This window comes from Arthrobacter humicola (assembly GCF_022803015.1).
In the GTDB taxonomy this organism is placed as follows: Bacteria; Actinomycetota; Actinomycetes; order Actinomycetales; family Micrococcaceae; genus Arthrobacter; species Arthrobacter humicola_A.
This window is the reverse complement of record NZ_JAFKON010000007.1, coordinates 176,242-196,412: the sequence shown is the minus strand read 5'-3', so window position 1 is coordinate 196,412 and position 20,171 is coordinate 176,242. Positions and strand designations below refer to the sequence as shown.

Genomic DNA, 20,171 nt, shown 5'->3' with positions numbered 1-20,171 from the left:
GGATTTTCGCACTGAAACAGGACAGCCGCACCGTGGTCCACGGTGCGGCTGTCCTGTTTCGGTGCGGTTTTTTCCTTTGCGCCGTTGGCGGCTCAGGCGTGTGCCGTGGCGACCGGCCCGTCCCATTCCTGCGGAAGCACAGTGCCGGCACGCCCTGTGGCGCCGCCGGGGATGACCTCATCCACGATTTCGTTGAGAACCCGCCCGGCGTACTTCTCCCCCACCCACAGGTGCTTGGCGCCGTCGACCCCCAGCACCTGCGCCTGCGGCACCAGCGCGAATCTCGCGGCCGCAGCCGCCGGCTGCAGGTAGTCGTCGTGCTCGGGGACCAGGACCTTCAACGGCTTGCCGGCCTCGGCCCATTCCTTCAGGTGCACGTCCGTGGCCCGGTGCAGCGGGGGCGAGAGCAGCACAGCCCCCTCGATTTCCGAGGCGACGGGCTCGGTAGCGCCGTACATCAGGGCCAGCTCGGTGCCGAAGGACCAGCCGACCAGCCACCGGTTTGGCAGGCCGCGGTCCACGGCGAACTGCACCGCGGCCTCGACGTCGAGACGCTCGCCGACGCCTTCCTCGAAGGCTCCCCCGCTGGTTCCCCGCGGCGATGAGGTGCCGCGTGTGTTAAAGCGCAGGACGGCGATTCCCGCGAGGGCTGGCAGCCGGTAGGAGGCCTTGCGGTAGACGTGCGAATCCATGAAGCCGCCGTGCGTCGGCAGCGGGTGCAGCGTGATGAGTGTTGCCTTGATTCCGCCGGTTTCCGGGACGGCGAGCTCGCCCACCAGCCGGTGCCCGTCCGACGTGCGGAGTTCGACGTTCTCGCGGCGGGCCGGCAGGACCGTGGAGGCGCGGATGGCAGTGGGAGCAGAGGGCTGGGTGAAGACGTAGGACGCGGGATCAAAGCTCATGCTGACCAGCTTAGCGATACCGGTAGCTCCGCGAAGTCCAGCAGTTGCTGTGCCAGTGGCGCCGCTCGGCGAGACCCGCGGCGGCGCCAAAGAGATGGTCCTCGGACCAGACCACCAGGTGGGCGATTCCCGGCAGCACGGCGGTGGAGCAGCCCGGGCAGATGTAGGTCTTCTCGGCGCGGCCCGCGGTGATGGGGCGGACCATCCATTCGCCGTCCGGTGCGCTCTCCCGGCGGGCGAAACCCGAGCGGGCGCGCTCCAGGTCAAGTTCCGGTGCCGGTCCGTGCTTGGCTCCGGCGGCTTTGCTCTTTCCGGGCGCTGTGCCCTTGCCGGAGCCTGTCTTCGCAGAACCGGCGCGGCGGGGTCGGTTGGAACGGGGCATGCCTCCATTCTGCCCCAGTCCGGCTGCCGCCCGTTGCCGGGCCGCCAAGCCGCCGCCCGCGCAGGCGGTAGAGTTGACCGGGTGCGTTTAGTCATAGCCCGCTGCTCCGTTGATTACGTCGGCCGCCTCAAAGCCCACCTGCCGCTGGCCACCAGGCTGCTGCTGGTCAAGGCCGACGGTTCGGTCCTGGTCCATTCCGACGGCGGGTCCTACAAGCCGCTGAACTGGATGAGCCCTCCTGCGTCCCTGCGGGTCTCCACACCCGATGAGGTCGACGTCGAGGTCGGCGTCGTCGAACAGTGGACGGTCCAGTCGGCCAAGACCGATGACCGGCTCATCATCAACATCCACGAGCAGCTGCACGATACCTCCCACGAACTGGGCCAGGACCCCGGCCTGATCAAGGACGGCGTCGAAGCGGACCTCCAGCGGCTCCTGGCCGCCCAGATCGAACTGCTGGGCACCGGGTTCTCGCTGATCCGCCGCGAGTACTTCACCGCGATCGGCCCCGTGGACATCCTTGCCCGGGACGCGGATGGCGCCACCGTGGCCATTGAGCTCAAGCGCCGGGGGGACATCGACGGCGTCGAGCAGCTCACCCGGTACCTGGAACTGCTGAACCGGGACCCGCTGCTGGCCCCTGTCCGGGGAATCTTCGCAGCCCAGCAGATCAAGCCGCAGGCCAAGGTCCTCGCCAAGGACCGCGGAATCGACTGCGTGACCCTGGACTACGACGCCATGCGCGGCGTTGACGACAGCGAATCCCGGCTCTTTTAAGCACCCTGCGGCAGGCTTTCCGTGGCGGCGATTCGCGTTAAGACGTTCTTTGCACAATTTTTATGCAATTCTTCCGTTCGCCCGTTGACCTGACGCAAGTGTCATGAAATTCTTATACGAGTCTTTGTGTAGGTGTTTTTCATGCTCGCAAGACATGTTGCGAGCGTGAAGCTCCTGCCGCCACGGTCCGTGAATCCGGTTCCGTTGCCAAAGGTTCTTCTCGCAGAGTGACCAAGTCCGGTGCGAAGTGCGCCGGATTTATTCAAGATCCACAATGAGGAGAAACAAATGGCTCAGGGAACCGTCAAGTGGTTCAACGCAGAAAAGGGCTTCGGCTTCATCACCCCGGATGACTCCGATGGCGATGTCTTCGTTCACTACTCCGAGATCCAGACCGGTGGCTTCAAGACCCTCGACGAGAACCAGCGTGTTCAGTTCGAGATCGGCCAGGGCGCCAAGGGCCCCCAGGCCACCGGCGTAACGCTGGTCTAGTCTGCCGCCGGGAAGTGCTTTAGGGCATTTCCGGCACCAGGAATGATCCCCGGCATTAGTGCCGGGGATCATTTTTTTGTGCATTCTTCGGCGCGGTGTTTCAGGTCGTCCGCATTGGCCCGGTGCATTCTTCGGCCGAATTCCGCACTAACGCCGGGCACTAACCCGCAGGGCCCTGCCTAACGCACCAAAGTGCGCAGCAGCCGGGCACTTTGCCGGACGGACAACCCGGGAAGGTACGCGCGGCTCAGGGCCCGGCCCATCGCCGGCAATTGCAACGGATCCTGGTAGTAGAGGTACAGCGTGCGGTAGTCCGGTTTGAAACGCGACTTGAAGGTCGCCAACGAGCGGAAGCCGTAGACGGGTTCCAGGGCCCTGCCCACCACGTCCAGGATCCCGGCCAGCCCCTCCGGCCCGGCGTCGCTGCCGCCGGAATCGCTGCCGGAGTCGCTGCCCGAGTCGCTGGCGCCGGCAATGTCTCCGTCACGGTCCTTCGCCAGCGGCGATCCGGACAAGGAGATCACCTCAACCGTGCGCTTGAGTTCCAGCACGGCGGAAGCAATGAGGAACTCCATGACACCAGGGAACGCGTCGCCGCGCCGGCGCATGAAGTCCAGGGTCCAGCTCACGAGCTGTCCGTGCTCGTACACCGGCAGCCAGCTCGTAACGCCCTGCACGCGTCCGGAGGCGTCCACCGCCAGGCAGCACAGCACCTCGTCGTCGTCGAGCTCGTCGATGCTGCCGAGCGTGAAGCCCATCTCCGGCACGTGCTTTTGCGCCGCCCATTCTTCGGAGACCTCGCTGAGCTGGGTCCGCAGCGGGGCCGGGAATTCGCTGTAGCGCCCCCATACGGCCTGGACACCGGTCTTCGCGGCACGGTTCAGGGCGGTGCGGACGTTTTGCCATTCCTTGCCCTTGAACTCGAGTTCGCGCACGGCGAGCCTGGTTTCCTGGGCCACGGCCACGCGGCGGAATCCGCGGGCCCGGAGCATCGGCCAGAGTTCGGCGGTGCAGGAGTAGAAACACGGGATCAGGGCGTGTTCGGCGCAGTAGCGCATGAAACCCGCTGCGGTCTCCTCGCGGAGGGCAGCGGATCCGAACGGGCCCGCCAGCGTCAGGGCCACGTTGCCGTGCTGCTGATAGGCCACGCCGCCGCGCCGGTCCGGCGTAAACCAGTATTTGTTCGGTTCCCAGAGCGCCATCCAGGACAGTGAGTCCCCGCCTTGGCGGATCAGGTCACGCGCCGTGTCCCGGTCCCCGGAGCCGACGTCGGTGCTGTGTCCGGTACCGTGCAGCCGCCGCCGCAGCACCAGCCAGACCGCCGCCAGGGCCACCCCCCAGAAGATGATGCCGGCATAGGCGAACAGAAATGACTCGACGGCGTTGCGGTTCTGGAACAACCGGCTGTAGGCGCCCGGAATGGGCAGCGGCAGGTACTGCCGGGCGAGTTCCGCCGCGAGGCCCAGCACTCCCCCGTCGCGGTCCATCCCGCCGGCGGCGAGCCAGGCCACCGAATACGCCCCGGCGAGCACCAGCCACGTGCCCCCGACCACGATGCCCAGGGTCCGCCTGGCCCGCGGAGCAGTCTCCACCCTGAACTGCCGGCGGTTAAGCCACAGCAGCACAACGAGCAGCAACGGAACGGCGACGAGCGGCAGGACGCGGACGAAGCCTGAGCCCATCACGGCCGTGTGCGGCTGGCTGGCGTAGTGCGGAATCCGGGCGAACAGGGCCAGGTACACGGCGGCCAGGGCTGTCACGCCGAGCTGGACGATGATCGCGATCCGCAGGGCCAGGCGGCGGCCCTGCCGCATGCCGTCCGCACAGATCAGCAGCAGGATCACCGGGACAACCGCCAGCGCGAGGCCCAGCGGACCGGCGAGTCCGGCGCGGCCGGCCTCCAGGCAGCTGACGTCCACCGTGCCGCCGCAGTTTTCCTCCAGCTGGCCCAGTGTGGGCAGCGGGTTCAGCACGACGTCGCGCAACAGGGCCAGGGGCCCGGTGGGGCTGCTGACGGCGGCCGTGAGGATCGGCCCCACCGCGAAGATCGCGACCGTGAGCGCCAGCAGGTTGCGTGTCTCGCGTCCGGTTGAACGGTGCCGGTGCAGGGTCCCCCGGTCGCCCTGGATCCACCAGCCCGCGGCCAGGCCGGCAAGGGCACCGGCGAGCCCAACCACTGTCTCCGGATGCCCGACGTAGAGCACCAGCAGCAGGGACGCGGACAGGCCGGCGGTCCGCAGCCTGCGTTGCCACAGCGTGGGTAGCAGGCCGCTGGCGGCCAGGGCCACGGCCAGGACGGCGGCGTAGGGGCCGATCAGCCGGGCGTTGACCATGAGCCCCAGCCAGCCGTCGCCAATGTACCGGGCCAGCTGGGTGACCAGCAGGAACACCGTCACCGCAGCGAACTGGCCTACAAAGAAGAATACGGCCGTCCGCAGGGTCCCCAGATGCCGTTCAGCGAGTCCCAGCAGCAGGAGGATCATCAGTGATGCGGTCAGGTAGGCCAGCAGGTTGGTGGCGAAGAACAGCGAGGTGAACAAGGACCACCAGTGCCCCGCCTTCAGCCCCGAAGCGTTGACGGACGCTACGGGCAAGAGGGCGCCGGGCGGGCCAGACAGGAAGCTGCCCGTGACGGCCCCGACACCGAGGAAGGCCGCGAGGACCGCCAGCGTGAAGGGTACGGCACGGAAGTGCGCCAGCGTCCGGCGCAGGCCCTGGCGCCAGACACCCTGCAGCGGCGGGATCTCCGGGCCCGGGCCCGCCGCGGTCCGGTTACTGCCGGTCTTGGCCTGGCTCATGGCTCGATCCCCCAGCGTCGGGCCAGGAAGTCCAGGCCGCCGGGAAGGCCGCCGGATGCCACGTCCCAGGAGTGCCCCGCGTTGGCGATCCGGTGTGTTTCGACGCTGAACCCGGCCCGGCGTGCCGCCTCGGAGAGCGCGTCCATGTGGCCGGTGAACTGCGGGTCGCGGTCTCCGGCGGCGAAATACACGCCGTGGCCGTCGAAGCGGTGTTCCGCCATGACGCGCAGCGGGGTCAGCTGGTCGAAGGCCGCGGCGTCGGCGCCGAAGGAGGCCTCAATGGTCTCGGCCCGCACCTTCGCGAGGGCAGGCTCCTCCTCGCTGGAGAAGGCCAGCGCGGCGCTGTAGACGTCCGGATGCCTCGTGACCATCTGCATGGCGCACGTGCCGCCAAAGGAGAAGCCGCCCGCGGCCCACTGGCGGGGATCCGGGTCGACGTCGAGCGTGCGCTTGATCCAGTCCGGCACGTCCCGCGCCAGGAAGGTGTCCGCCTGGGCAATCCGGCTGTCCATGCACAGCGTGTTTCCCGCGGCCGAGCCGTTGGGATCGACCACCACCGTTACCGGCGTCACCCCGGCGTGCTCCGCGGCGAACCGGTCGAGCCGGCTCCGGAGTGCGCCGCCGGTCAGCCAGTCGGCAGGACCTCCCGGCTGGCCGGAAAAGAGGACCAGCACCGGCAGCGCGGGCCGTGGGGAACCCAGGTAGGCCGGAGGGAGATAGACGTAGGCGTCCCGGCTCTGGAAGCCGGAGACGGTGCCCGGGATGACCGCCTTGCGGATGACGCCGTCGGGAAGGTGGGCGGGCGCCTGCCAGTGGGCGAGCCCGGTGGCGGCAGGGGCGCCGGCGGCGCGCGTCAGGCCGGCCTCGAGCGGCTGGATCCGGGCTGCGGCCGCTCCGGTGAGGTCGCCGACAGTGTGGTTCAGGCCGAAGTAAATGTTGATCTGGACGGCGGACAGAGCGACGACGGCCAGGAAAGCCGCCGTGGCTGCTGCGCTTGAACGCCAGCGACGGCTACGGCTCGGATTAGTGCCGGTCGGATTAGTGCCGGTCGGATTAGTGCCGGGCCGTCCGCGGCCCCAGAGCCCAAGCAGGCGCATGAACCACAGCAGCAGGGCGAAGACGCCGGCAACGGACCAGGCGAGGGTTTCCCCCGGCAGTTCGGCAGGGAAGACATTGACGGCGTAGAGCAGGAACCAGTGCACGGCAGCGACGAGCGCCGCGGCGAGCAGGGTCATGGCAGCCGCGACGGCCACGGCCGCGCCGGGCTCGCGGCGGCCGGTGCGCCCAAAACCCGTGCGCGCAAAACCCGTGTGCCGGAGGGCAACGTGGGTCAGGAGGTAGGCCAGGCCCGCCGCGGCGGCGGCCCACACGAGCCACACCACCGGCCCGTCGACCAGGCTCAGGCCATCGAGGTAGTCCACCGGGGCTAGCGCCAGGTGCCGACGCCGATGACGGGTCCGGCCTCAAGCCAGGATGACAACCCTGTGTAGGCATCAAATCGCATGGCCAGCAGGACCTGCTGGCCCTCGTAGCGGAGCTCCACGATAACGGCGTCGGGCTGGACCTTGAGGAGCTCGGATTCGGTCGGCTTCCGCCGGCCAAGCAGCTCCAGTGAGCTACGCCGGAAGGTGTGCTTGGGGCGGACGCTGAGTGAGACCAGGCGGAACCATTCGAGGTCGTTGTCCTGATAACGACAAACCCCCATCTGCCAGCTGTTTCCAGCCGTGCAGATGGAGGCGTCCACCGTGCCCAGGGCGCGCCGCAGATTGAAGCGGCGCACCCCCGAAAGGCACAGTGCAAATACCAGCAACGCAAACGCAGTTGCCAGGACGATGAACGGCAAACCAATATCGTTCATCAAGGTCGTGCTAGCGGATCCCCGCAGTAGCCGCTTCGCCCATTTGGGCGTTGTCAGCAACAATGACCACCCTGTTGTTGTCGACAGAGAAGAATCCCCCGTCAACGACTACAGCGATGCGGTCACCGGATACCGGCTCGATTGCCAGCTCACCTTCGGCCAGAATCGCCAGCAGGGGCGAGTGGCCGGGCAGGATTCCGATTTCACCATCGCTGGTGCGGGCCTTGACCATCTTGGCCGCTCCGGACCACACAAAGTGGTCCGCTGCGACAATCTCAACCTCAAGCTCAGCCATATTACTTGGTCTGTTCCTGGATCTTGGCCCACTGGCGCTCGACGTCGTCCAGGCCGCCGACGTTGAAGAACGCCTGCTCTGCAACGTGGTCAAGGTCGCCGTCGCAGATAGCGGTGAAGCCTTCAACAGTGTCCTTGATGGACACGGTGGAGCCCTCGACGCCGGTGAACTGCTTGGCGGTGTAGGTGTTCTGCGAGAGGAACTGCTGGATGCGCCGTGCACGCGACACGACGATCTTGTCTTCTTCAGAGAGTTCGTCAACGCCGAGGATGGCGATGATGTCCTGAAGTTCCTTGTTCTTCTGCAGGATCTGCTTGACGCGGACGGCCGTGTTGTAGTGGTCGTGGCCGATGTACTGCGGATCCAGGATGCGGGAGGTCGACGTCAGCGGGTCAACGGCCGGGTACAGACCACGGGAAGCGATTTCACGGGAAAGTTCCGTGGTCGCGTCGAGGTGTGCGAAGGTCGTGGCCGGAGCCGGGTCGGTGTAGTCATCTGCGGGAACGTAGATGGCCTGCATCGAGGTGATGGAGTGGCCCTTGGTGGACGTGATGCGCTCCTGGAGGAGGCCCATCTCGTCAGCCAGGTTGGGCTGGTAGCCCACGGCCGACGGCATGCGGCCGAGGAGGGTGGAAACCTCGGAGCCTGCCTGGGTGAAGCGGAAGATGTTGTCGATGAAGAGCAGCACGTCCTGGTTCTGCACATCGCGGAAGTACTCCGCCATGGTCAGGGCGGACAGTGCAACGCGCAGACGCGTTCCCGGCGGCTCGTCCATCTGGCCGAACACAAGGGCGGTGTCCTTGAGGACGCCGGCCTCTTCCATTTCGACCCAGAGGTCGTTACCTTCACGGGTACGCTCGCCGACACCGGCGAACACCGAGGTGCCGCCGAAGTTGCGGGCAACACGGGTGATCATTTCCTGGATCAGCACGGTCTTGCCGACGCCGGCACCACCGAACAGGCCGATCTTGCCACCCTTGATGTACGGGGTGAGGAGGTCGATCACCTTGATGCCGGTTTCCAGCATCTCGGTGGAGCCTTCCAGGGTCGCGAAGGCCGGAGCCTTGCGGTGGATAGGCCAGCGTTCGCTGATCTGGAGTTCGGACTCGGCAACGTCGAGGGGCTGGCCCAGCACGTTGAAGATGTGGCCCTTGACGCCGTCGCCCACGGGCACGGAGATCGGGGCACCGGTGTCCACCACGTTGGAACCGCGGACAAGTCCGTCGGTGGCCTGGAGGGAGATGGCACGGATCAGGTTGTCACCCAGGTGCAGGGCAACCTCGAACGTGATGGTTCGGGTCTCACCGTTGAGAGTGATCTCGGTGGTGAGTGCGTTGTAAATCGAGGGGATTGCGTCAGCCGGGAATTCGACGTCGACAACCGGGCCAATAACACGTGCAATACGACCGGTAGCACCGGACGTTGCGGCTACGTGATCGGTAGCAGTGGCAGTCATCTCTCTCACTTCACTCAGTAGATGGCGTGGGGTTAAGTTTATCTTTTGGTGCAGGTACAGCTGGATCCGGGCTCGTGCTGGCTAGGACGCGGACAACGCGTCGGCACCGGCAACGATTTCGGAAAGCTCCTGCGTAATTTCAGCCTGACGGGCAGTGTTGCGCAGACGCGTGTACTTCTTGATGAGATCCGTCGCGTTGTCGCCGGCGGACTTCATCGCACGCTGGCGGGCTGCGAGCTCGGAAGCTGCTGCCTGCAACATGGCGGCGAAGATACGTGATTCGATGTAGCGCGGCAGCAGGGCATCGAGAACCTGCTCCGTTTCCGGCTCGAATTCGTAGAGGGGCAGCAGGTCCGATTCGGACGCGGCTTTCTCTTCGACAACCTCGAGCGGCAGCAGACGGACGACCGTCGGCTCCTGGGTCACCATCGACTTGAAGCGGGTGTAGACGACGTGGATTTCGTCGACGCCGCCCTCTTCGTAGGCGTTAGCGAATTCGGCCAGCAGTGCTTCACTGACTTCGCGCGCGGTCGCAAACTCCGGTGCATCCGTGTTGCCGGTCCATACGCGAGCGTATTCACGGTTCCGGAAGTCGAAGTACGCCTGCGCCTTGCGGCCGACCAGGAACGTCTTGACTTCCTTGCCTTCCCCGTGGAGCAGCTCGTTGAGGCCTTCGGCCTGCTTGAGGACACTCGCCGAGTAAGATCCCGCGAGGCCACGGTCCGAGGTGATGACCAGGACGGCGGCCCGGCGGATCTGCGCCGGCTCGGTGACCAGCGGGTGGTCGATTTCGCTCTGGCTTGCGACAGCAGAAACGGCACGCGTGATCGCGTTCGCGTAAGGCAGTGAAGCTGCTACGCGTGCGCGGGCCTTGCCGATGCGCGAGGTAGCGATCAGTTCCATCGCCTTGAAGATCTTGCGCATCGACGTCGTCGAGCTGATCTTCTGGCGGTAGACCCGGATCTGGGCTCCCATACTTATCCTTTCCTAAGATCCCGATGGCCGGGACTGCCGGAACCCGTGCGGGTCCCGGCAGTCCCTGCCAGCGAAACTAGCGCTTCTGCTTGACGATTTTTTCCTGGTCGACCTGATCCTCGCCGATGGGGGCGTGCTCCTCGTGCCCCGCACCGACCAGGAGGTTGTCTCCCTCGCCGAAGAAGCCCTTCTTGAAGTCCACGATTGCGGTCTTCAGTGCTTCAGCGGTGTCATCGTCCATGGCGTTGGTCTGGGCCAGCGTCGTCAGGATGGAGGACTTGTGCTTGAGGTGCTCCAGGAACTCGGTCTCGAAGCGGTTGATGTCTTCAACCGGAACCTCGTCCAGGTGGCCGTTGGTGCCGGCCCAGATGGAGACGACCTGGTTCTCGACCGGGAACGGCGAGTACTGGCCCTGCTTGAGCAGTTCCATCAGGCGTGCACCGCGGGTCAGCTGCTGGCGCGACGCGGCGTCCAGGTCCGAGGCAAACATGGCGAAGGCCTGCATGTCGCGGTACTGGGCCAGTTCCAGCTTCAAGGTGCCGGAGACCTTCTTCATGGACTTGACCTGGGCGGCGCCACCAACACGGGAGACGGACACACCGACGTCGACAGCGGGGCGCTGGTTGGCGTTGAAGAGGTCCGACTGCAGGAAGATCTGGCCATCGGTGATGGAGATCACGTTGGTCGGGATGTAGGCGGAAACGTCGTTCGCCTTGGTCTCAATCAGCGGCAGACCGGTCATCGAGCCTGCACCGAGCTCGTCGGAGAGCTTGGCACAACGCTCCAGCAGACGGGAGTGCAAGTAGAAGACGTCGCCCGGGTAGGCTTCGCGTCCCGGCGGGCGGCGGAGCAGCAGCGACACTGCACGGTAGGCCTCGGCCTGCTTGGACAGGTCATCGAACACGATGAGGACGTGCTTGCCGCCGTACATCCAGTGCTGGCCGATGGCCGAGCCGGCGTACGGTGCCAGGTACTTGAAGCCTGCGGGGTCGGACGCCGGGGAAGCCACGATAGTGGTGTATTCCAGGGCGCCGTTGTCCTCGAGGGTCTGGCGGACGGCTGCGATCGTGGATGCCTTCTGGCCGATCGCCACGTAGATGCAGCGCACCTGCTTCGTCACGTCGCCGGAAGCCCAGTTGGCCTTCTGGTTGATGATCGTGTCGATGGCAATGGCGGACTTGCCGGTCTGGCGGTCACCGATGATCAGCTGGCGCTGGCCGCGGCCGATCGGGATCATGGCGTCGATAGCCTTGAGCCCGGTCTGCATCGGCTCGTGGACCGACTTACGCTGGGTCACGCCGGGTGCCTGGAGTTCCAGAGCACGGGTGGTCTCGGCCTTGATCTCGCCGAGGTCATCGATGGGCTGGCCCAGCGGGTCAACCACGCGGCCGAGGAAGGCGTCGCCAACCGGCACGGACAGAACCTGCCCGGTGCGGTGGACTTCCTGGCCTTCTTCGATTCCGGTGAAGTCACCGAGGATGATGACGCCGATCTCGCGGACGTCGAGGTTCTGGGCCAGGCCCAGCGTGCCGTCTTCGAAGCGAAGCAGCTCGTTCGCCATGACCGAGGGAAGGCCCTCAACACGGGCGATGCCGTCACCTGCGGTTGTTACACGGCCGACCTCTACGCGCTCTGCGTTTCCGGGTTCGTAGGACGCCGCGAACTCGTTCAACGCATTACGGACGTCGTCGGCGTTGATGGTCAATTCGGCCATCTGCAGTCCCTGCTCTCCTGTTTTCGTGATCATCGTTGCTCACGATGACCGGGGTTTCTTGTCGTTAGGTTGTGCTTGTCCGGCTAGCCGGCAAGCTGACGCTGGAGCTGGCCCAGGCGGCCGGCGACCGAAGCGTCAACCACTTCGTCACCTACCTGGATCCGGATGCCACCGATCAGTGCCGGGTCAACGTTCATGTTGATCTTGAGCTCGCGCCCGTAAAGGGCGTTCAGCCCCGCCTGCAGGCGGCTGATCTGCGTTTCCGTCAGCGGACGGGTGACGTCGACCGTTGCAATCCAGCGCTGCTGGCGCTTGGCGGCAAGCTCGGCGAAACGGCGGACCAGCCTGGTGACCTTAAGACCGCGCGGAGCCGTGACGGCCTGCCCGATCAGGACTTTCGCTTCCTCGCTCGCACCGGGTACGAGCTTGTCGGCGAGGGACACCTTGGCGGCCGGGCTGGCCTGCGGCTCGGACAGAGCACGCTGGACCTCGTGGCTGGACTCGACGGCCTGGTTGAAGGAGAACAGATCGTTCTCCAGCGATTCCAGTCCGCTGAGCCCGGAGGCAGAGACGGCCGACTTGTTCTCGGCAACAGCGATGACCACCGAAGCGGCAAGAGTCTCGAGTGCATCGCCGATATCCCGTGCCGATGCCCAGCGGGAGCTGGCCAGTCCGGCTGCGATTTCAACAGCGTCAGCGGATACTTTCCCGCCGAAGAGCTGCTTGACCAGCGCCGACTTTTCGTCACCGCTGCGGGACGGGTCAGTCAAAGCACGGCGCAAGCCGGCTGAGCTGTCCACGGTTCCCAGGATTCCGAAGAGTTCCTTTGCCAACTGCAGCGACGCGGTGGGAAGCTTGGCCTCCAGTGCCGCCAGCGCAGCGGCCAGCGATTCGCTCGATACACCTGCCATTACTTAGCTACACCCGCGTTCTGGTTCTCCAGATCTGCCAGGAAGCGGTCCACCACTCGGGCCGACCGTGCATCGTCGCTCAGTGCCTCGCCGACGATGCGGCTCGCCAGAGTCGTGGCCAGCGTGCCGACCTCCGCGCGGAGCGACACAACGGCCGCCTGGCGCTCGGATTCGATCTGCGTGTGGGCCTGCGCGGTGATGCGGGCAGACTCGGCAGCCGCCTTCTCCTTCAGCTCTGCAAGGATCTGGGCACCTTCGGCGCGTGCTTCCTCGCGGATGCGGTTGGCTTCGGTGCGGGCTTCCGTGAGCTGCTGCTTGTACTCTTCGAGTGCTGCGGAGGCCTCGGCCTGGGCCTTTTCGGCCTTGGCGATGCCACCCTCGATGGCTTCGGCCCGCTCTGCGAAGGTCTTCTCGAACATCGGGACAACGTACTTGACCACGATGAACATGAGGAGCGCAAAGCCGGCGAAGACGACAAGCATTTCCCAAGGATTGGGAACGAGGGGGTTAGTACCGCCTTCGGTGGCGGCTGAGATGATCGCTTGATTCATATTTCACCCGTCCTTATCTACTCGGTTCTGGATGTTCGGTTGTTCTGTTTACTTGAGAACGAACGCGAAGACCAGGCCGAGGATGGCGAGGGCTTCAGTCAGCGCGAGGCCGAGGAATGCGATCGGCTGCAGGACGCGCTGGGCTTCCGGCTGACGTGCCACGCCGTTGATGTAGGCAGCGAACACGAGACCCACACCGATACCACCGCCGATGGCGGAGAGGCCGTAGCCGACGAGGTTGAGGGAGCCGTTGATGGAGCCTTCCATTTTTTTGTTCCTTTCAAGATGCCACCCATGTGGCAGGTTGTTTGGTTTGCTTCATCCCCTAGAGGGGAAGACTATGTTGTGCCGTCTGGCCTTCTGCCGTCTGGCGCTGGGCCTAGTGGCTGTCGGCGTGGAGCGCGCCTTCGATGTAGATCGCGGTCAGCAGCGTGAAAACGTAGGCCTGCAGCACCATGATCAGCGCTTCGAGCATGTACATGGCGATCGCACCGCCAAGGACGAGTACGGACGCGCCCTTGAGGAGGACGTTTTCCTGCATCACGAGGAATTCGATGCCCGCACCGGAGATCATCACGATCAAGTGGCCGGCCAGCATGGTGGCGAACAGACGGAGGCTGTGCGTGACCGGGCGGACCAGGAAGTTGGAGATGATCTCGATCGGGACGACGATCGGGAGAATGTAGAACGGCACACCGGAAGGAACTGTTGCCAGCTTGAAGTACTTCAGGCCGTTCCTCTTGATACCGATGGCGATCCAGGTGACATACACGATCGCCGCCATCACGTAGGCTCCGCCGACATGGGAGAAGGTCGGAAGCTGGATCAGCGGGATTGCACCGTAGATGTTGTTCACGAGGATGAAGAAGAACAGGCTGAACAGCAGCGGGACATACTTCATGAAGTCCCGGCCGCCGATAATGTCCTTGGCGATGCCGTTGCGGACGAAGCTGTAGGCAGCCTCGCCTGCGAACTGCAACTTGCCGGGAACCAGCTGCTGCTTCCGCGCAGCGATCACAAAAAATGTAGCGATAATGACAACCGACAGGATTACCAGCAGCATCTGCTTGGAAAATCCTTCGGCCGCACCCCAGGGGATGATAGCCGGCAGGTGAAGTTCTTCAATTCCAGGAGGCGTGAAGGTTCCTGAATCTTGGGCCGGGAGCGCAAGCGCGATCAACGCGTTTCCTCTCTGCAGTGTCCATCATTGGGCGTTGGGCGGGGACCGGCGACATTGGTGCCCGCCTCTCCCCCTGTAAAATTATTTGGCATTACTGTTCCTCGTCCTGGGACGGGCCACGTGCAGCATTGCCGTCACCAGCAGAAATTCTGTTACTGGTGAGGCCGTGCATATGAGAAAGATAGAACCCTCCCGCAGCTCCAAGCAGAGCGCCTGCGAGCACAATCCAGCGGGTTCCCCACAGATTATCCAGTCCCCACCCTATCAAACTCCAGACGATGATTCCGCCAACAATGTAGCTGAAGACGGCGATTCCGGCGTTGTATCCGCCGTCGCTTCCGTCGGTCGATACACCGGGGGCACCGGGCGTAGTTTTGGGTGATTTGGCTGGCTGGTTTTCTGGTCCGGTACGTGGTCCGCCAACTGGCCTGCGGCCGGATTTGCGGCTAAACATCGGTGCCGCCTTTTCGCGTTTCGGGATCGTTGTAAATCTGAAGCCTGGCCTTGCTGAAACCGTAAATTTCGGCTGCCTGCCACAACACGACGGTGACGACGGCGCCGATCAGGAACCAGCGGTCGTGCAGCCAGGCCGGGGCGCCGATGACGAAGAGGACCACGGCGAAGCCGACAACCTTGACGAAGTACGTCGCGACGAACACTCCGATCGCTCCGGAGGGGTTGTTGCGGCCGACGAAGTGGCCCACCGCGAGGCTGATGGCAAAGAAGGCCATCACCAGCGCGCCCCCGAACAGTGCGGACCAGAACCCCACGGCGCCGTTAAAGATGTAGGCGGCTGTGCCGGTCAACACCAGTGCTGCGGCGGAGGCCGCGGAACTGATTGCCAGCAGCCTGAGCCAAAGGGATTTTGTGGGGCCGGAGACGCCAACGGGTCCGTTGCCGGAAGCGGGTTCCGGTTCGGCGTTGGAGGTCATCAGATCCCAATCGTCGCTGGCGTATTGCTGGTCAAGGCAGGCGGCGAAGTACCGCCCCTGAATTCTACATTAGATAGAAATTATTCGGAAAAGCGCGTCGGAGCCGGTTCCCGGGCATGCCGGTCAGGCTATTCGGGAGTGCGGGCCATCTGCCGCGGCCCGCGCTGGCGCAGGTACGGCCAGGCAGTCGCCACGGCCATGATTGCCGCGGCGGCCAGATCGATGGCGAGGACTATGTGCCAGGGGAAGATCGCGAAAGCGAGGCCGCCGAAGGCAAGGATGCAGGTCCACAAGTACATCAGCACGACGGCGCCGCGGTGCGAGTATCCGATGTCCAGGAGTTTGTGGTGCAGGTGTCCGCGGTCCGCCGACCACGGCGACCGGCCCAGCGCTGTCCGCCGCACCACGGCCAGGCACAGGTCCAGCAGCGGCAGGAACAGCACCGCGAACGGCAACAGGATCGGGATGATCGTGGGGATGCCGTTGGCCCGGTCGTAGAGGCCCGAGCTGATCTGGCCGGTCGAGACGACGCCGGCCGAGGCCATCAGCAGGCCAATCAGCATGGCCCCGGAATCGCCCATAAAGATTTTGGAGGGGAACCAGTTATGCGGCAGGAAGCCGACGCAACTGCCGACCACGACGGCGGTCAGCAGGGTGGCGAGGTCCGAACGGTCCAGCAGGACGGCCGTGCGGTGGACCCAGTAGGCCGTGAGGAAGAACGCCGCCCCGCCGATGATCGCCACGCCCGCGGCGAGCCCGTCCAGTCCGTCGATGAAATTGAACGCATTCATGGTGGTGACGATCAGCCCGGCCGTCAGCACAATGCTCACGGCCTCGTTCTGGATCACGATCGGCTCGGGAATGAACGGGATGATCGTCATCCGGACCCCCCAGGTGGCCACGACCAGTGCCGCGGCGCTTTGGCCGATCAGCTTGACCCACCACCGCAGATCCAGCAGGTCGTCCGCCACGCCGACAACGACGATCACGGCGGCCCCGGCCAGGATTCCCCATGGCGCCGTGTTGTTCCGGAAGATGTCCTTGACGAAAAACGAATTGCTCGCCGTGACCAGGGCAACCAGCACGCCCGCGAAGATGCCGAGGCCGCCGAGCCGGGAGATCGGGGTGGAATGCATGTCGCGGCTGCGGATCGGGGAATACAGCTCCAGCTTGTTGCCCGCGAGCCGGGCACCCCATGTCGCCGCGTAGGTCACAATCGCTGCCGTCAGCATCATGAGCAGGTACATGATCACGGGACGACCACCAGCCAAACGCCGTCAGTACCGTCAGCACAGGCACCGCACGCCGGCACGTCCGGCAGCACCGGACGCGCCGGTGAGCTGCGGAAATGGGGTGGATTCGATTGCGGTGGAACTGTCTTTCGAAAAATGAAACTTCTCCGTCGCCGTGCGCAGGGCAGGCAGTGCGTAGTGCCTGACAGGGCTGTATTACAGTGGACTCTAGTCAAGATACTAATGCCAACGGCCACCTGTCTTCGCGTCACACGGCCCTCTGCCGGCGGGAAAACCACTGACGGTCGTGCTGAAAGGACCCCGCGATGACCCCCTCGGTTGCAGTCGCTGCCGTGACGTTTGACCGTCCCAGGGAGCTGGCGGTCCTGATGGACGCCATCAACAACCAGACCGCTCCAGTGCAGTCCATTTGCCTCGTCGACAGTGGCACCGTGCCGTCGACGGACGTTGCCGGCCAGCACGCCAACGTGGACTATGTCCGGTCCGAGGCAAACCTTGGCGGCGCCGGCGGATTCTCGTTGGCCATCCTCAAGGCCGTGGCCAGCGGGGCTGACTGGATCTGGATGATGGACGACGACGCCGAACCGGCAGATCCCGACTGCCTTGCCACGTTGCTCCGTGAGGCCCAGGAACGTGATCTGGACGCCGTCGTGCCCCTCGTGGTGGCCCCCGGCCACCCGGACCAGCTGTCCTTTTTCTTCCGGCTGGGCGGCAAGGTCACGCATGAGCGCGCGGAGGTGGAAAAGGTCGGATTCCTGCCCGACGACGGGCACTTCTTCAACGGCGCCCTGATCCGTTCCGATGTCTTCTTCAAAGTCGGCCTGCCGGACATGCGCCTTTTCATCCGTGGCGACGAGGTGGACTTCACGCTCAGGCTCAGGAAGGCCGGGATCCGCTTCGGCACGGTGACCACCGCCGCCATCACGCACCCGCACGCCTTCGCTGAAACCAAGCACGTCTTCGGTGCGCGGTGGCACGTGATCGTTCCGGATTCCGCCTTCAAGCGCTACTTCTACTACCGGAACCGCGGGTACATGATCCGCCGCCACTTCCGGGTCAAGTCCTTCATCGCGGATGTGGGCGGCTACCTCGGCTACTTCCTGCGCAGCGGCGATTTCCGCGGGCTCGCTGACTGGTTCCGCGCCTTTTCCGCCGGGCTCCGCGGCAAGGGCTTCGGCCCGCTGGAGGACCAGAAGTTCTGACGTGCTCCCCCGCTGGCAGCCCCGCCGGCAGCCTAGGGCTGCCGGCGCAGGCGCCGTCGGAGCAGCAGGCCCAGCAGCACCCAGGGTTCGCCGAACACCCGGTAGGCCACCCGCTGCGGGTGGAGCATGAGCCGCCAGGCCCATTCGAGTCCGAGCCGGCCGATCCAGCGCGGCGCCAGTTTCTGCACACCGGCAATCTGTTCGATGGCGCCGCCGACGGTGCAGTAGACCGCAGGCGGAAGCGCGGCAAGCCGGCGGGCCATGACCTGCTCCTGCAGCGGCATCCCGAGGCCCAGCAGCACAAGTTGGGGGCGCAGCCGGTTCAGCCATTCGACCGCGGCTTCCTCAACTTCCTTGTTCCAGCCTTCGCCAGGCATGCCGTCGACCCGCCCCCCGGGGACGATCTCCCGCAGCTTGGCCACGGCGCCGGCGTTGGCCACGGCACCTGCACCGATGACCGCAATGCGCTCCAGTCCCGCGACATTGCCGAGCGCGGGAATCCAGTCGGTCGACCCCAGCCGGTAGTCCATCACCGGTTCCCTGCCGTCGTCTTCTTCGCCGGTCTTCGCCCAGAGCCAGAGCACCGGTGCGCCGTCGATCAGGACCACGTCGCTGCGCTCGTAGAACGAACGGAAGGCAGGATCGGAGTGCAGCAGCGTCACGCTGTGCAGGTTGTGCCCCACCACGATCCTGGTCACGCCCTCGGCCATGAAGGTGCTGAGGACCGCGGTCAGCTCGGACACCGTCACGGGGGTCGCTTCGACGTCGAGGAAAGGGACGCGCTGACGCTCCAGCGTCATGCGGAACCGGGCTCCGGCGCAGCGGCGGACTCCGCAGCGGGCTCCGCAGCGGGCTCCGGAGCATCCGGAGCATCCGGAGCATCGGCGGCGTTGCCGTCGATGTCCAGGACGCCGGGCACCACGCCGCGCAGGCGGTCGAGGCTGATGGCTCCCTGCCGGACGACGCGCAAGGGCAGCGCCGTCGCGTCGACGATGGTCGAGGCGAGGGCGTCGGCGCCGTCTGCGGGCCGGGGTCCGCCCTCCAGGTAGACCTCCACGGATTCCGCCAGCTGGGCTTCGGCGTCCGCGGCGGTCTGCGCTGCGGCCTGCCCGGTGCGGTTCGCGGAGGACACCGCGAGGGGTCCGGTAAGCGTCAGCAGGTCCTGGGCGATCTCGTCGGCCGGGATCCGCAGGGCGACCGTGCCTTTGGTCTCGCCGAGATCCCAGTCCAACGACGGCTGGGCATGCAGGATCAGGGTCAGGCCGCCGGGCCAGAACGCCTCGGCCAGCCGCCGCGCCTCGGCCGGAACGTCCGTGGCCAGGCCATCGAGGGCGTTCAGCCTCGGGATCAGCACGGGCGGCGGCATCTTCCGGCTCCGGCCCTTGGAGGCGAGCAGCAGGGTCACGGCAAGGGGTGAAAAGGCGTCGGCGGCAATCCCGTAGACCGTGTCCGTGGGAAAGACCACGCACTTGTTCTCCCGGATGGCCCGCTGGGCGTGCTCAAGTCCAGCAGCGCGCTGCTCGGCCGCCGTGCAATCGTAGCTAGTCGTCACTGGCCTATTCTTTCATCACTTGTCACACGATTATTCGCAGGCGTCGGCCCTGACGGTGCCAGGACGGCGCTGGTGGCGCGGTCCTTGCCGTTGAGGTCACGGTGCGTTGTCACCTCGGCGAACACGCCGGTGCGGTTGAGCATCGCGGCGATCCATTCCGACTGGACCTCGGCGTGCTCCATCACGAAGTAGCCGCCGGGGACCAGCAGGCGGGCGGCCGAGGCGGCCGCCGCCGTCGGAAGTTCCATCCCGTCCGCTCCCCCGCCGTAGAGCGCCTCAGGCGGGTCGTGCAGCGCCACTTCGGGTTCGTTCGGGATCGCTTCGGCGGGGATGTAGGGCGGGTTGGAGACGACGACGTCGAACGTGCCGTTGTGTTCGGCCAGCGCATCGCGCAGGTCGCCACGGATGAGGTGGACGCCCAGGGGAGCCAAGTTTTTCTCCGCCCACGCGTGCGCGAATTCGCTGAACTCGACCGCGTGGACTTCCGCGCCGGGAACCTCATGGGCGATCGAGCCTGCAATGGCACCGGACCCGGTGCCCAGGTCCACGACCTTGGGGTGTGCCAGGCCGTGCAGCCGTTTCCTGTCGCTAAGCCAGTCCAGGACCAGCTGCACCACGGATTCGGTCTCCGGCCGCGGGATGAACACACCGGGACCGACGGCGAGTTCGAGGTAGCGGAAGTGCGCCACGCCCGTTATGTGCTGCAGAGGGATCCGCTGCGCCCGTTCGGCGACGAGGTCAGCGTAGCCTTCCGGCGCCGGCGAGTCCCCGAGCATCAGCGCGCGCAGCCGGCCCAGTCCGACGCCGAGCAGGTGCTCGGCCAGGAGCTCGGCGTCCACGCGCGGGCTGGGCACGCCGGCCTCCGCGAGGACCGCCGTCGCCTCGCTGACGGCCTCCGCGAGGCTCGGACCATCACCTGCAGTCATCACCAGTGACCCGCG

Annotated in this window: 22 protein-coding genes; 3 read left to right on the top strand and 19 right to left on the bottom strand. The window is 65.6% G+C overall.

Translation table 11 applies throughout. From position 1 onward, the window contains the following. Window positions 1–92 precede the first annotated feature (92 nt). Window positions 93–902, bottom strand: a complete 810-nt coding sequence (locus ARTB_RS14980) for an alpha/beta hydrolase (RefSeq protein ID WP_243181262.1) — start codon at window positions 900–902, stop codon at window positions 93–95. 10 nt (window positions 903–912) lie between these two features. Further along, entirely contained in the window at window positions 913–1,284 is a 372-nt protein-coding gene (locus tag ARTB_RS14975) for a hypothetical protein (RefSeq protein WP_028276058.1), read from the bottom strand. 81 nt (window positions 1,285–1,365) lie between these two features. Between ARTB_RS14975 and nucS the strand changes: the two genes are divergently transcribed. Continuing rightward, window positions 1,366–2,061: an endonuclease NucS gene (nucS, locus tag ARTB_RS14970; RefSeq protein WP_026266819.1), complete on the top strand. Its 696-nt coding sequence runs from the start codon at window positions 1,366–1,368 to the stop codon at window positions 2,059–2,061. 288 nt (window positions 2,062–2,349) lie between these two features. Continuing rightward, on the top strand, window positions 2,350–2,553 hold the full coding sequence (locus ARTB_RS14965; RefSeq protein ID WP_011692441.1) for a cold-shock protein: 204 nt from the start codon (window positions 2,350–2,352) through the stop codon (window positions 2,551–2,553). A gap of 179 nt (window positions 2,554–2,732) precedes the next feature. On the opposite strand, the gene ARTB_RS14960 is transcribed toward ARTB_RS14965, so the two are convergent. The 14 genes from ARTB_RS14960 to ARTB_RS14895 all read right to left on the bottom strand — a co-directional run bounded on the left by ARTB_RS14960 (window position 2,733) and on the right by ARTB_RS14895 (window position 16,476). Further along, the gene (locus ARTB_RS14960) at window positions 2,733–5,351 is read right to left on the bottom strand and encodes a bifunctional lysylphosphatidylglycerol flippase/synthetase MprF (protein WP_243181261.1); all 2,619 of its coding nucleotides are present in this window, start codon (window positions 5,349–5,351) and stop codon (window positions 2,733–2,735) included. Continuing rightward, window positions 5,348–6,772, bottom strand: a complete 1,425-nt coding sequence (locus tag ARTB_RS14955; protein WP_243181260.1) for an alpha/beta hydrolase — start codon at window positions 6,770–6,772, stop codon at window positions 5,348–5,350. Before ARTB_RS14955 ends, ARTB_RS14960 begins: the two co-directional genes overlap by 4 nt. A gap of 5 nt (window positions 6,773–6,777) precedes the next feature. Then, window positions 6,778–7,209, bottom strand: a complete 432-nt coding sequence (locus ARTB_RS14950) for a DUF2550 domain-containing protein (protein WP_028276062.1) — start codon at window positions 7,207–7,209, stop codon at window positions 6,778–6,780. Between the two features lie 10 nt (window positions 7,210–7,219). After that, on the bottom strand, window positions 7,220–7,504 hold the full coding sequence (locus ARTB_RS14945) for a F0F1 ATP synthase subunit epsilon (RefSeq protein ID WP_018775711.1): 285 nt from the start codon (window positions 7,502–7,504) through the stop codon (window positions 7,220–7,222). Window position 7,505: 1 nt separating this feature from the next. Further along, a complete protein-coding gene (gene atpD / locus ARTB_RS14940; RefSeq protein ID WP_243181259.1) occupies window positions 7,506–8,960 on the bottom strand; it encodes a F0F1 ATP synthase subunit beta in 1,455 nt (484 codons plus the stop codon). Between the two features lie 81 nt (window positions 8,961–9,041). After that, window positions 9,042–9,935, bottom strand: coding sequence for a F0F1 ATP synthase subunit gamma (locus tag ARTB_RS14935; protein ID WP_028276063.1), 894 nt, complete (start codon window positions 9,933–9,935; stop codon window positions 9,042–9,044). A 76-nt stretch (window positions 9,936–10,011) separates the two neighbouring features. Further along, window positions 10,012–11,649 carry a F0F1 ATP synthase subunit alpha gene (atpA, locus tag ARTB_RS14930; protein WP_243181324.1) on the bottom strand — a complete coding sequence of 546 codons (1,638 nt, stop codon included), beginning with the start codon at window positions 11,647–11,649 and terminating at the stop codon, window positions 10,012–10,014. Window positions 11,650–11,732: 83 nt separating this feature from the next. Beyond that, entirely contained in the window at window positions 11,733–12,560 is an 828-nt protein-coding gene (locus ARTB_RS14925) for a F0F1 ATP synthase subunit delta (protein ID WP_223916019.1), read from the bottom strand. After that, entirely contained in the window at window positions 12,560–13,111 is a 552-nt protein-coding gene (locus tag ARTB_RS14920) for a F0F1 ATP synthase subunit B (protein ID WP_028276066.1), read from the bottom strand. Before ARTB_RS14920 ends, ARTB_RS14925 begins: the two co-directional genes overlap by 1 nt. Window positions 13,112–13,159: 48 nt before the next feature. Continuing rightward, complete coding sequence (atpE, locus tag ARTB_RS14915; protein WP_028276067.1) at window positions 13,160–13,378, bottom strand: ATP synthase F0 subunit C; 219 nt, start codon at window positions 13,376–13,378, stop codon at window positions 13,160–13,162. 112 nt (window positions 13,379–13,490) lie between these two features. After that, window positions 13,491–14,291, bottom strand: a complete 801-nt coding sequence (gene atpB / locus ARTB_RS14910) for a F0F1 ATP synthase subunit A (protein WP_028276068.1) — start codon at window positions 14,289–14,291, stop codon at window positions 13,491–13,493. Window positions 14,292–14,382: 91 nt separating this feature from the next. Beyond that, window positions 14,383–14,745, bottom strand: coding sequence for a hypothetical protein (locus tag ARTB_RS14905; protein WP_243181258.1), 363 nt, complete (start codon window positions 14,743–14,745; stop codon window positions 14,383–14,385). Beyond that, the gene (locus ARTB_RS14900) at window positions 14,738–15,223 is read right to left on the bottom strand and encodes a hypothetical protein (RefSeq protein ID WP_243181257.1); all 486 of its coding nucleotides are present in this window, start codon (window positions 15,221–15,223) and stop codon (window positions 14,738–14,740) included. The genes ARTB_RS14905 and ARTB_RS14900 overlap by 8 nt, the downstream gene beginning before the upstream one ends. Before the next feature lie 128 nt (window positions 15,224–15,351). Next, complete coding sequence (locus ARTB_RS14895; protein ID WP_243181323.1) at window positions 15,352–16,476, bottom strand: MraY family glycosyltransferase; 1,125 nt, start codon at window positions 16,474–16,476, stop codon at window positions 15,352–15,354. Window positions 16,477–16,781: 305 nt separating this feature from the next. On the opposite strand from ARTB_RS14895, the gene ARTB_RS14890 reads away from it, so the two are divergent. Beyond that, window positions 16,782–17,678, top strand: a complete 897-nt coding sequence (locus ARTB_RS14890) for a glycosyltransferase (RefSeq protein WP_243181256.1) — start codon at window positions 16,782–16,784, stop codon at window positions 17,676–17,678. Between the two features lie 32 nt (window positions 17,679–17,710). Here ARTB_RS14890 and ARTB_RS14885 read toward each other — a convergent pair whose 3' ends face one another. From ARTB_RS14885 to prmC, 3 genes are read right to left on the bottom strand one after another with little or no spacing between them, the layout of a single operon-like run. Continuing rightward, complete coding sequence (locus ARTB_RS14885; RefSeq protein ID WP_243181255.1) at window positions 17,711–18,478, bottom strand: WecB/TagA/CpsF family glycosyltransferase; 768 nt, start codon at window positions 18,476–18,478, stop codon at window positions 17,711–17,713. Next, window positions 18,475–19,230 carry an L-threonylcarbamoyladenylate synthase gene (locus tag ARTB_RS14880; RefSeq protein ID WP_243181254.1) on the bottom strand — a complete coding sequence of 252 codons (756 nt, stop codon included), beginning with the start codon at window positions 19,228–19,230 and terminating at the stop codon, window positions 18,475–18,477. Before ARTB_RS14880 ends, ARTB_RS14885 begins: the two co-directional genes overlap by 4 nt. Further along, window positions 19,227–20,156 (bottom strand): peptide chain release factor N(5)-glutamine methyltransferase, encoded by a 930-nt coding sequence (gene prmC / locus ARTB_RS14875; RefSeq protein ID WP_243181253.1) that lies wholly within the window; start codon window positions 20,154–20,156, stop codon window positions 19,227–19,229. Before prmC ends, ARTB_RS14880 begins: the two co-directional genes overlap by 4 nt. Window positions 20,157–20,171 lie beyond the last annotated feature (15 nt).

Coding starts and splice junctions, on each gene's coding strand:
- atpA (WP_243181324.1), bottom strand. CDS start 11,649: ATGGCCGAATTGACCATCAACGCCGACGACGTCCGTAATGCGTTGAAC.
- ARTB_RS14950 (WP_028276062.1), bottom strand. CDS start 7,209: ATGAACGATATTGGTTTGCCGTTCATCGTCCTGGCAACTGCGTTTGCG.
- prmC (WP_243181253.1), bottom strand. CDS start 20,156: ATGACTGCAGGTGATGGTCCGAGCCTCGCGGAGGCCGTCAGCGAGGCG.
- atpD (WP_243181259.1), bottom strand. CDS start 8,960: ATGACTGCCACTGCTACCGATCACGTAGCCGCAACGTCCGGTGCTACC.
- ARTB_RS14885 (WP_243181255.1), bottom strand. CDS start 18,478: ATGACGCTGGAGCGTCAGCGCGTCCCTTTCCTCGACGTCGAAGCGACC.
- atpE (WP_028276067.1), bottom strand. CDS start 13,378: ATGGAAGGCTCCATCAACGGCTCCCTCAACCTCGTCGGCTACGGCCTC.
- ARTB_RS14980 (WP_243181262.1), bottom strand. CDS start 902: ATGAGCTTTGATCCCGCGTCCTACGTCTTCACCCAGCCCTCTGCTCCC.
- ARTB_RS14975 (WP_028276058.1), bottom strand. CDS start 1,284: ATGCCCCGTTCCAACCGACCCCGCCGCGCCGGTTCTGCGAAGACAGGC.
- ARTB_RS14925 (WP_223916019.1), bottom strand. CDS start 12,560: ATGGCAGGTGTATCGAGCGAATCGCTGGCCGCTGCGCTGGCGGCACTG.
- ARTB_RS14945 (WP_018775711.1), bottom strand. CDS start 7,504: ATGGCTGAGCTTGAGGTTGAGATTGTCGCAGCGGACCACTTTGTGTGG.
- ARTB_RS14965 (WP_011692441.1), top strand. CDS start 2,350: ATGGCTCAGGGAACCGTCAAGTGGTTCAACGCAGAAAAGGGCTTCGGC.
- ARTB_RS14905 (WP_243181258.1), bottom strand. CDS start 14,745: ATGTTTAGCCGCAAATCCGGCCGCAGGCCAGTTGGCGGACCACGTACC.
- ARTB_RS14960 (WP_243181261.1), bottom strand. CDS start 5,351: ATGAGCCAGGCCAAGACCGGCAGTAACCGGACCGCGGCGGGCCCGGGC.
- ARTB_RS14900 (WP_243181257.1), bottom strand. CDS start 15,223: ATGACCTCCAACGCCGAACCGGAACCCGCTTCCGGCAACGGACCCGTT.
- ARTB_RS14935 (WP_028276063.1), bottom strand. CDS start 9,935: ATGGGAGCCCAGATCCGGGTCTACCGCCAGAAGATCAGCTCGACGACG.
- ARTB_RS14890 (WP_243181256.1), top strand. CDS start 16,782: ATGACCCCCTCGGTTGCAGTCGCTGCCGTGACGTTTGACCGTCCCAGG.
- ARTB_RS14920 (WP_028276066.1), bottom strand. CDS start 13,111: ATGAATCAAGCGATCATCTCAGCCGCCACCGAAGGCGGTACTAACCCC.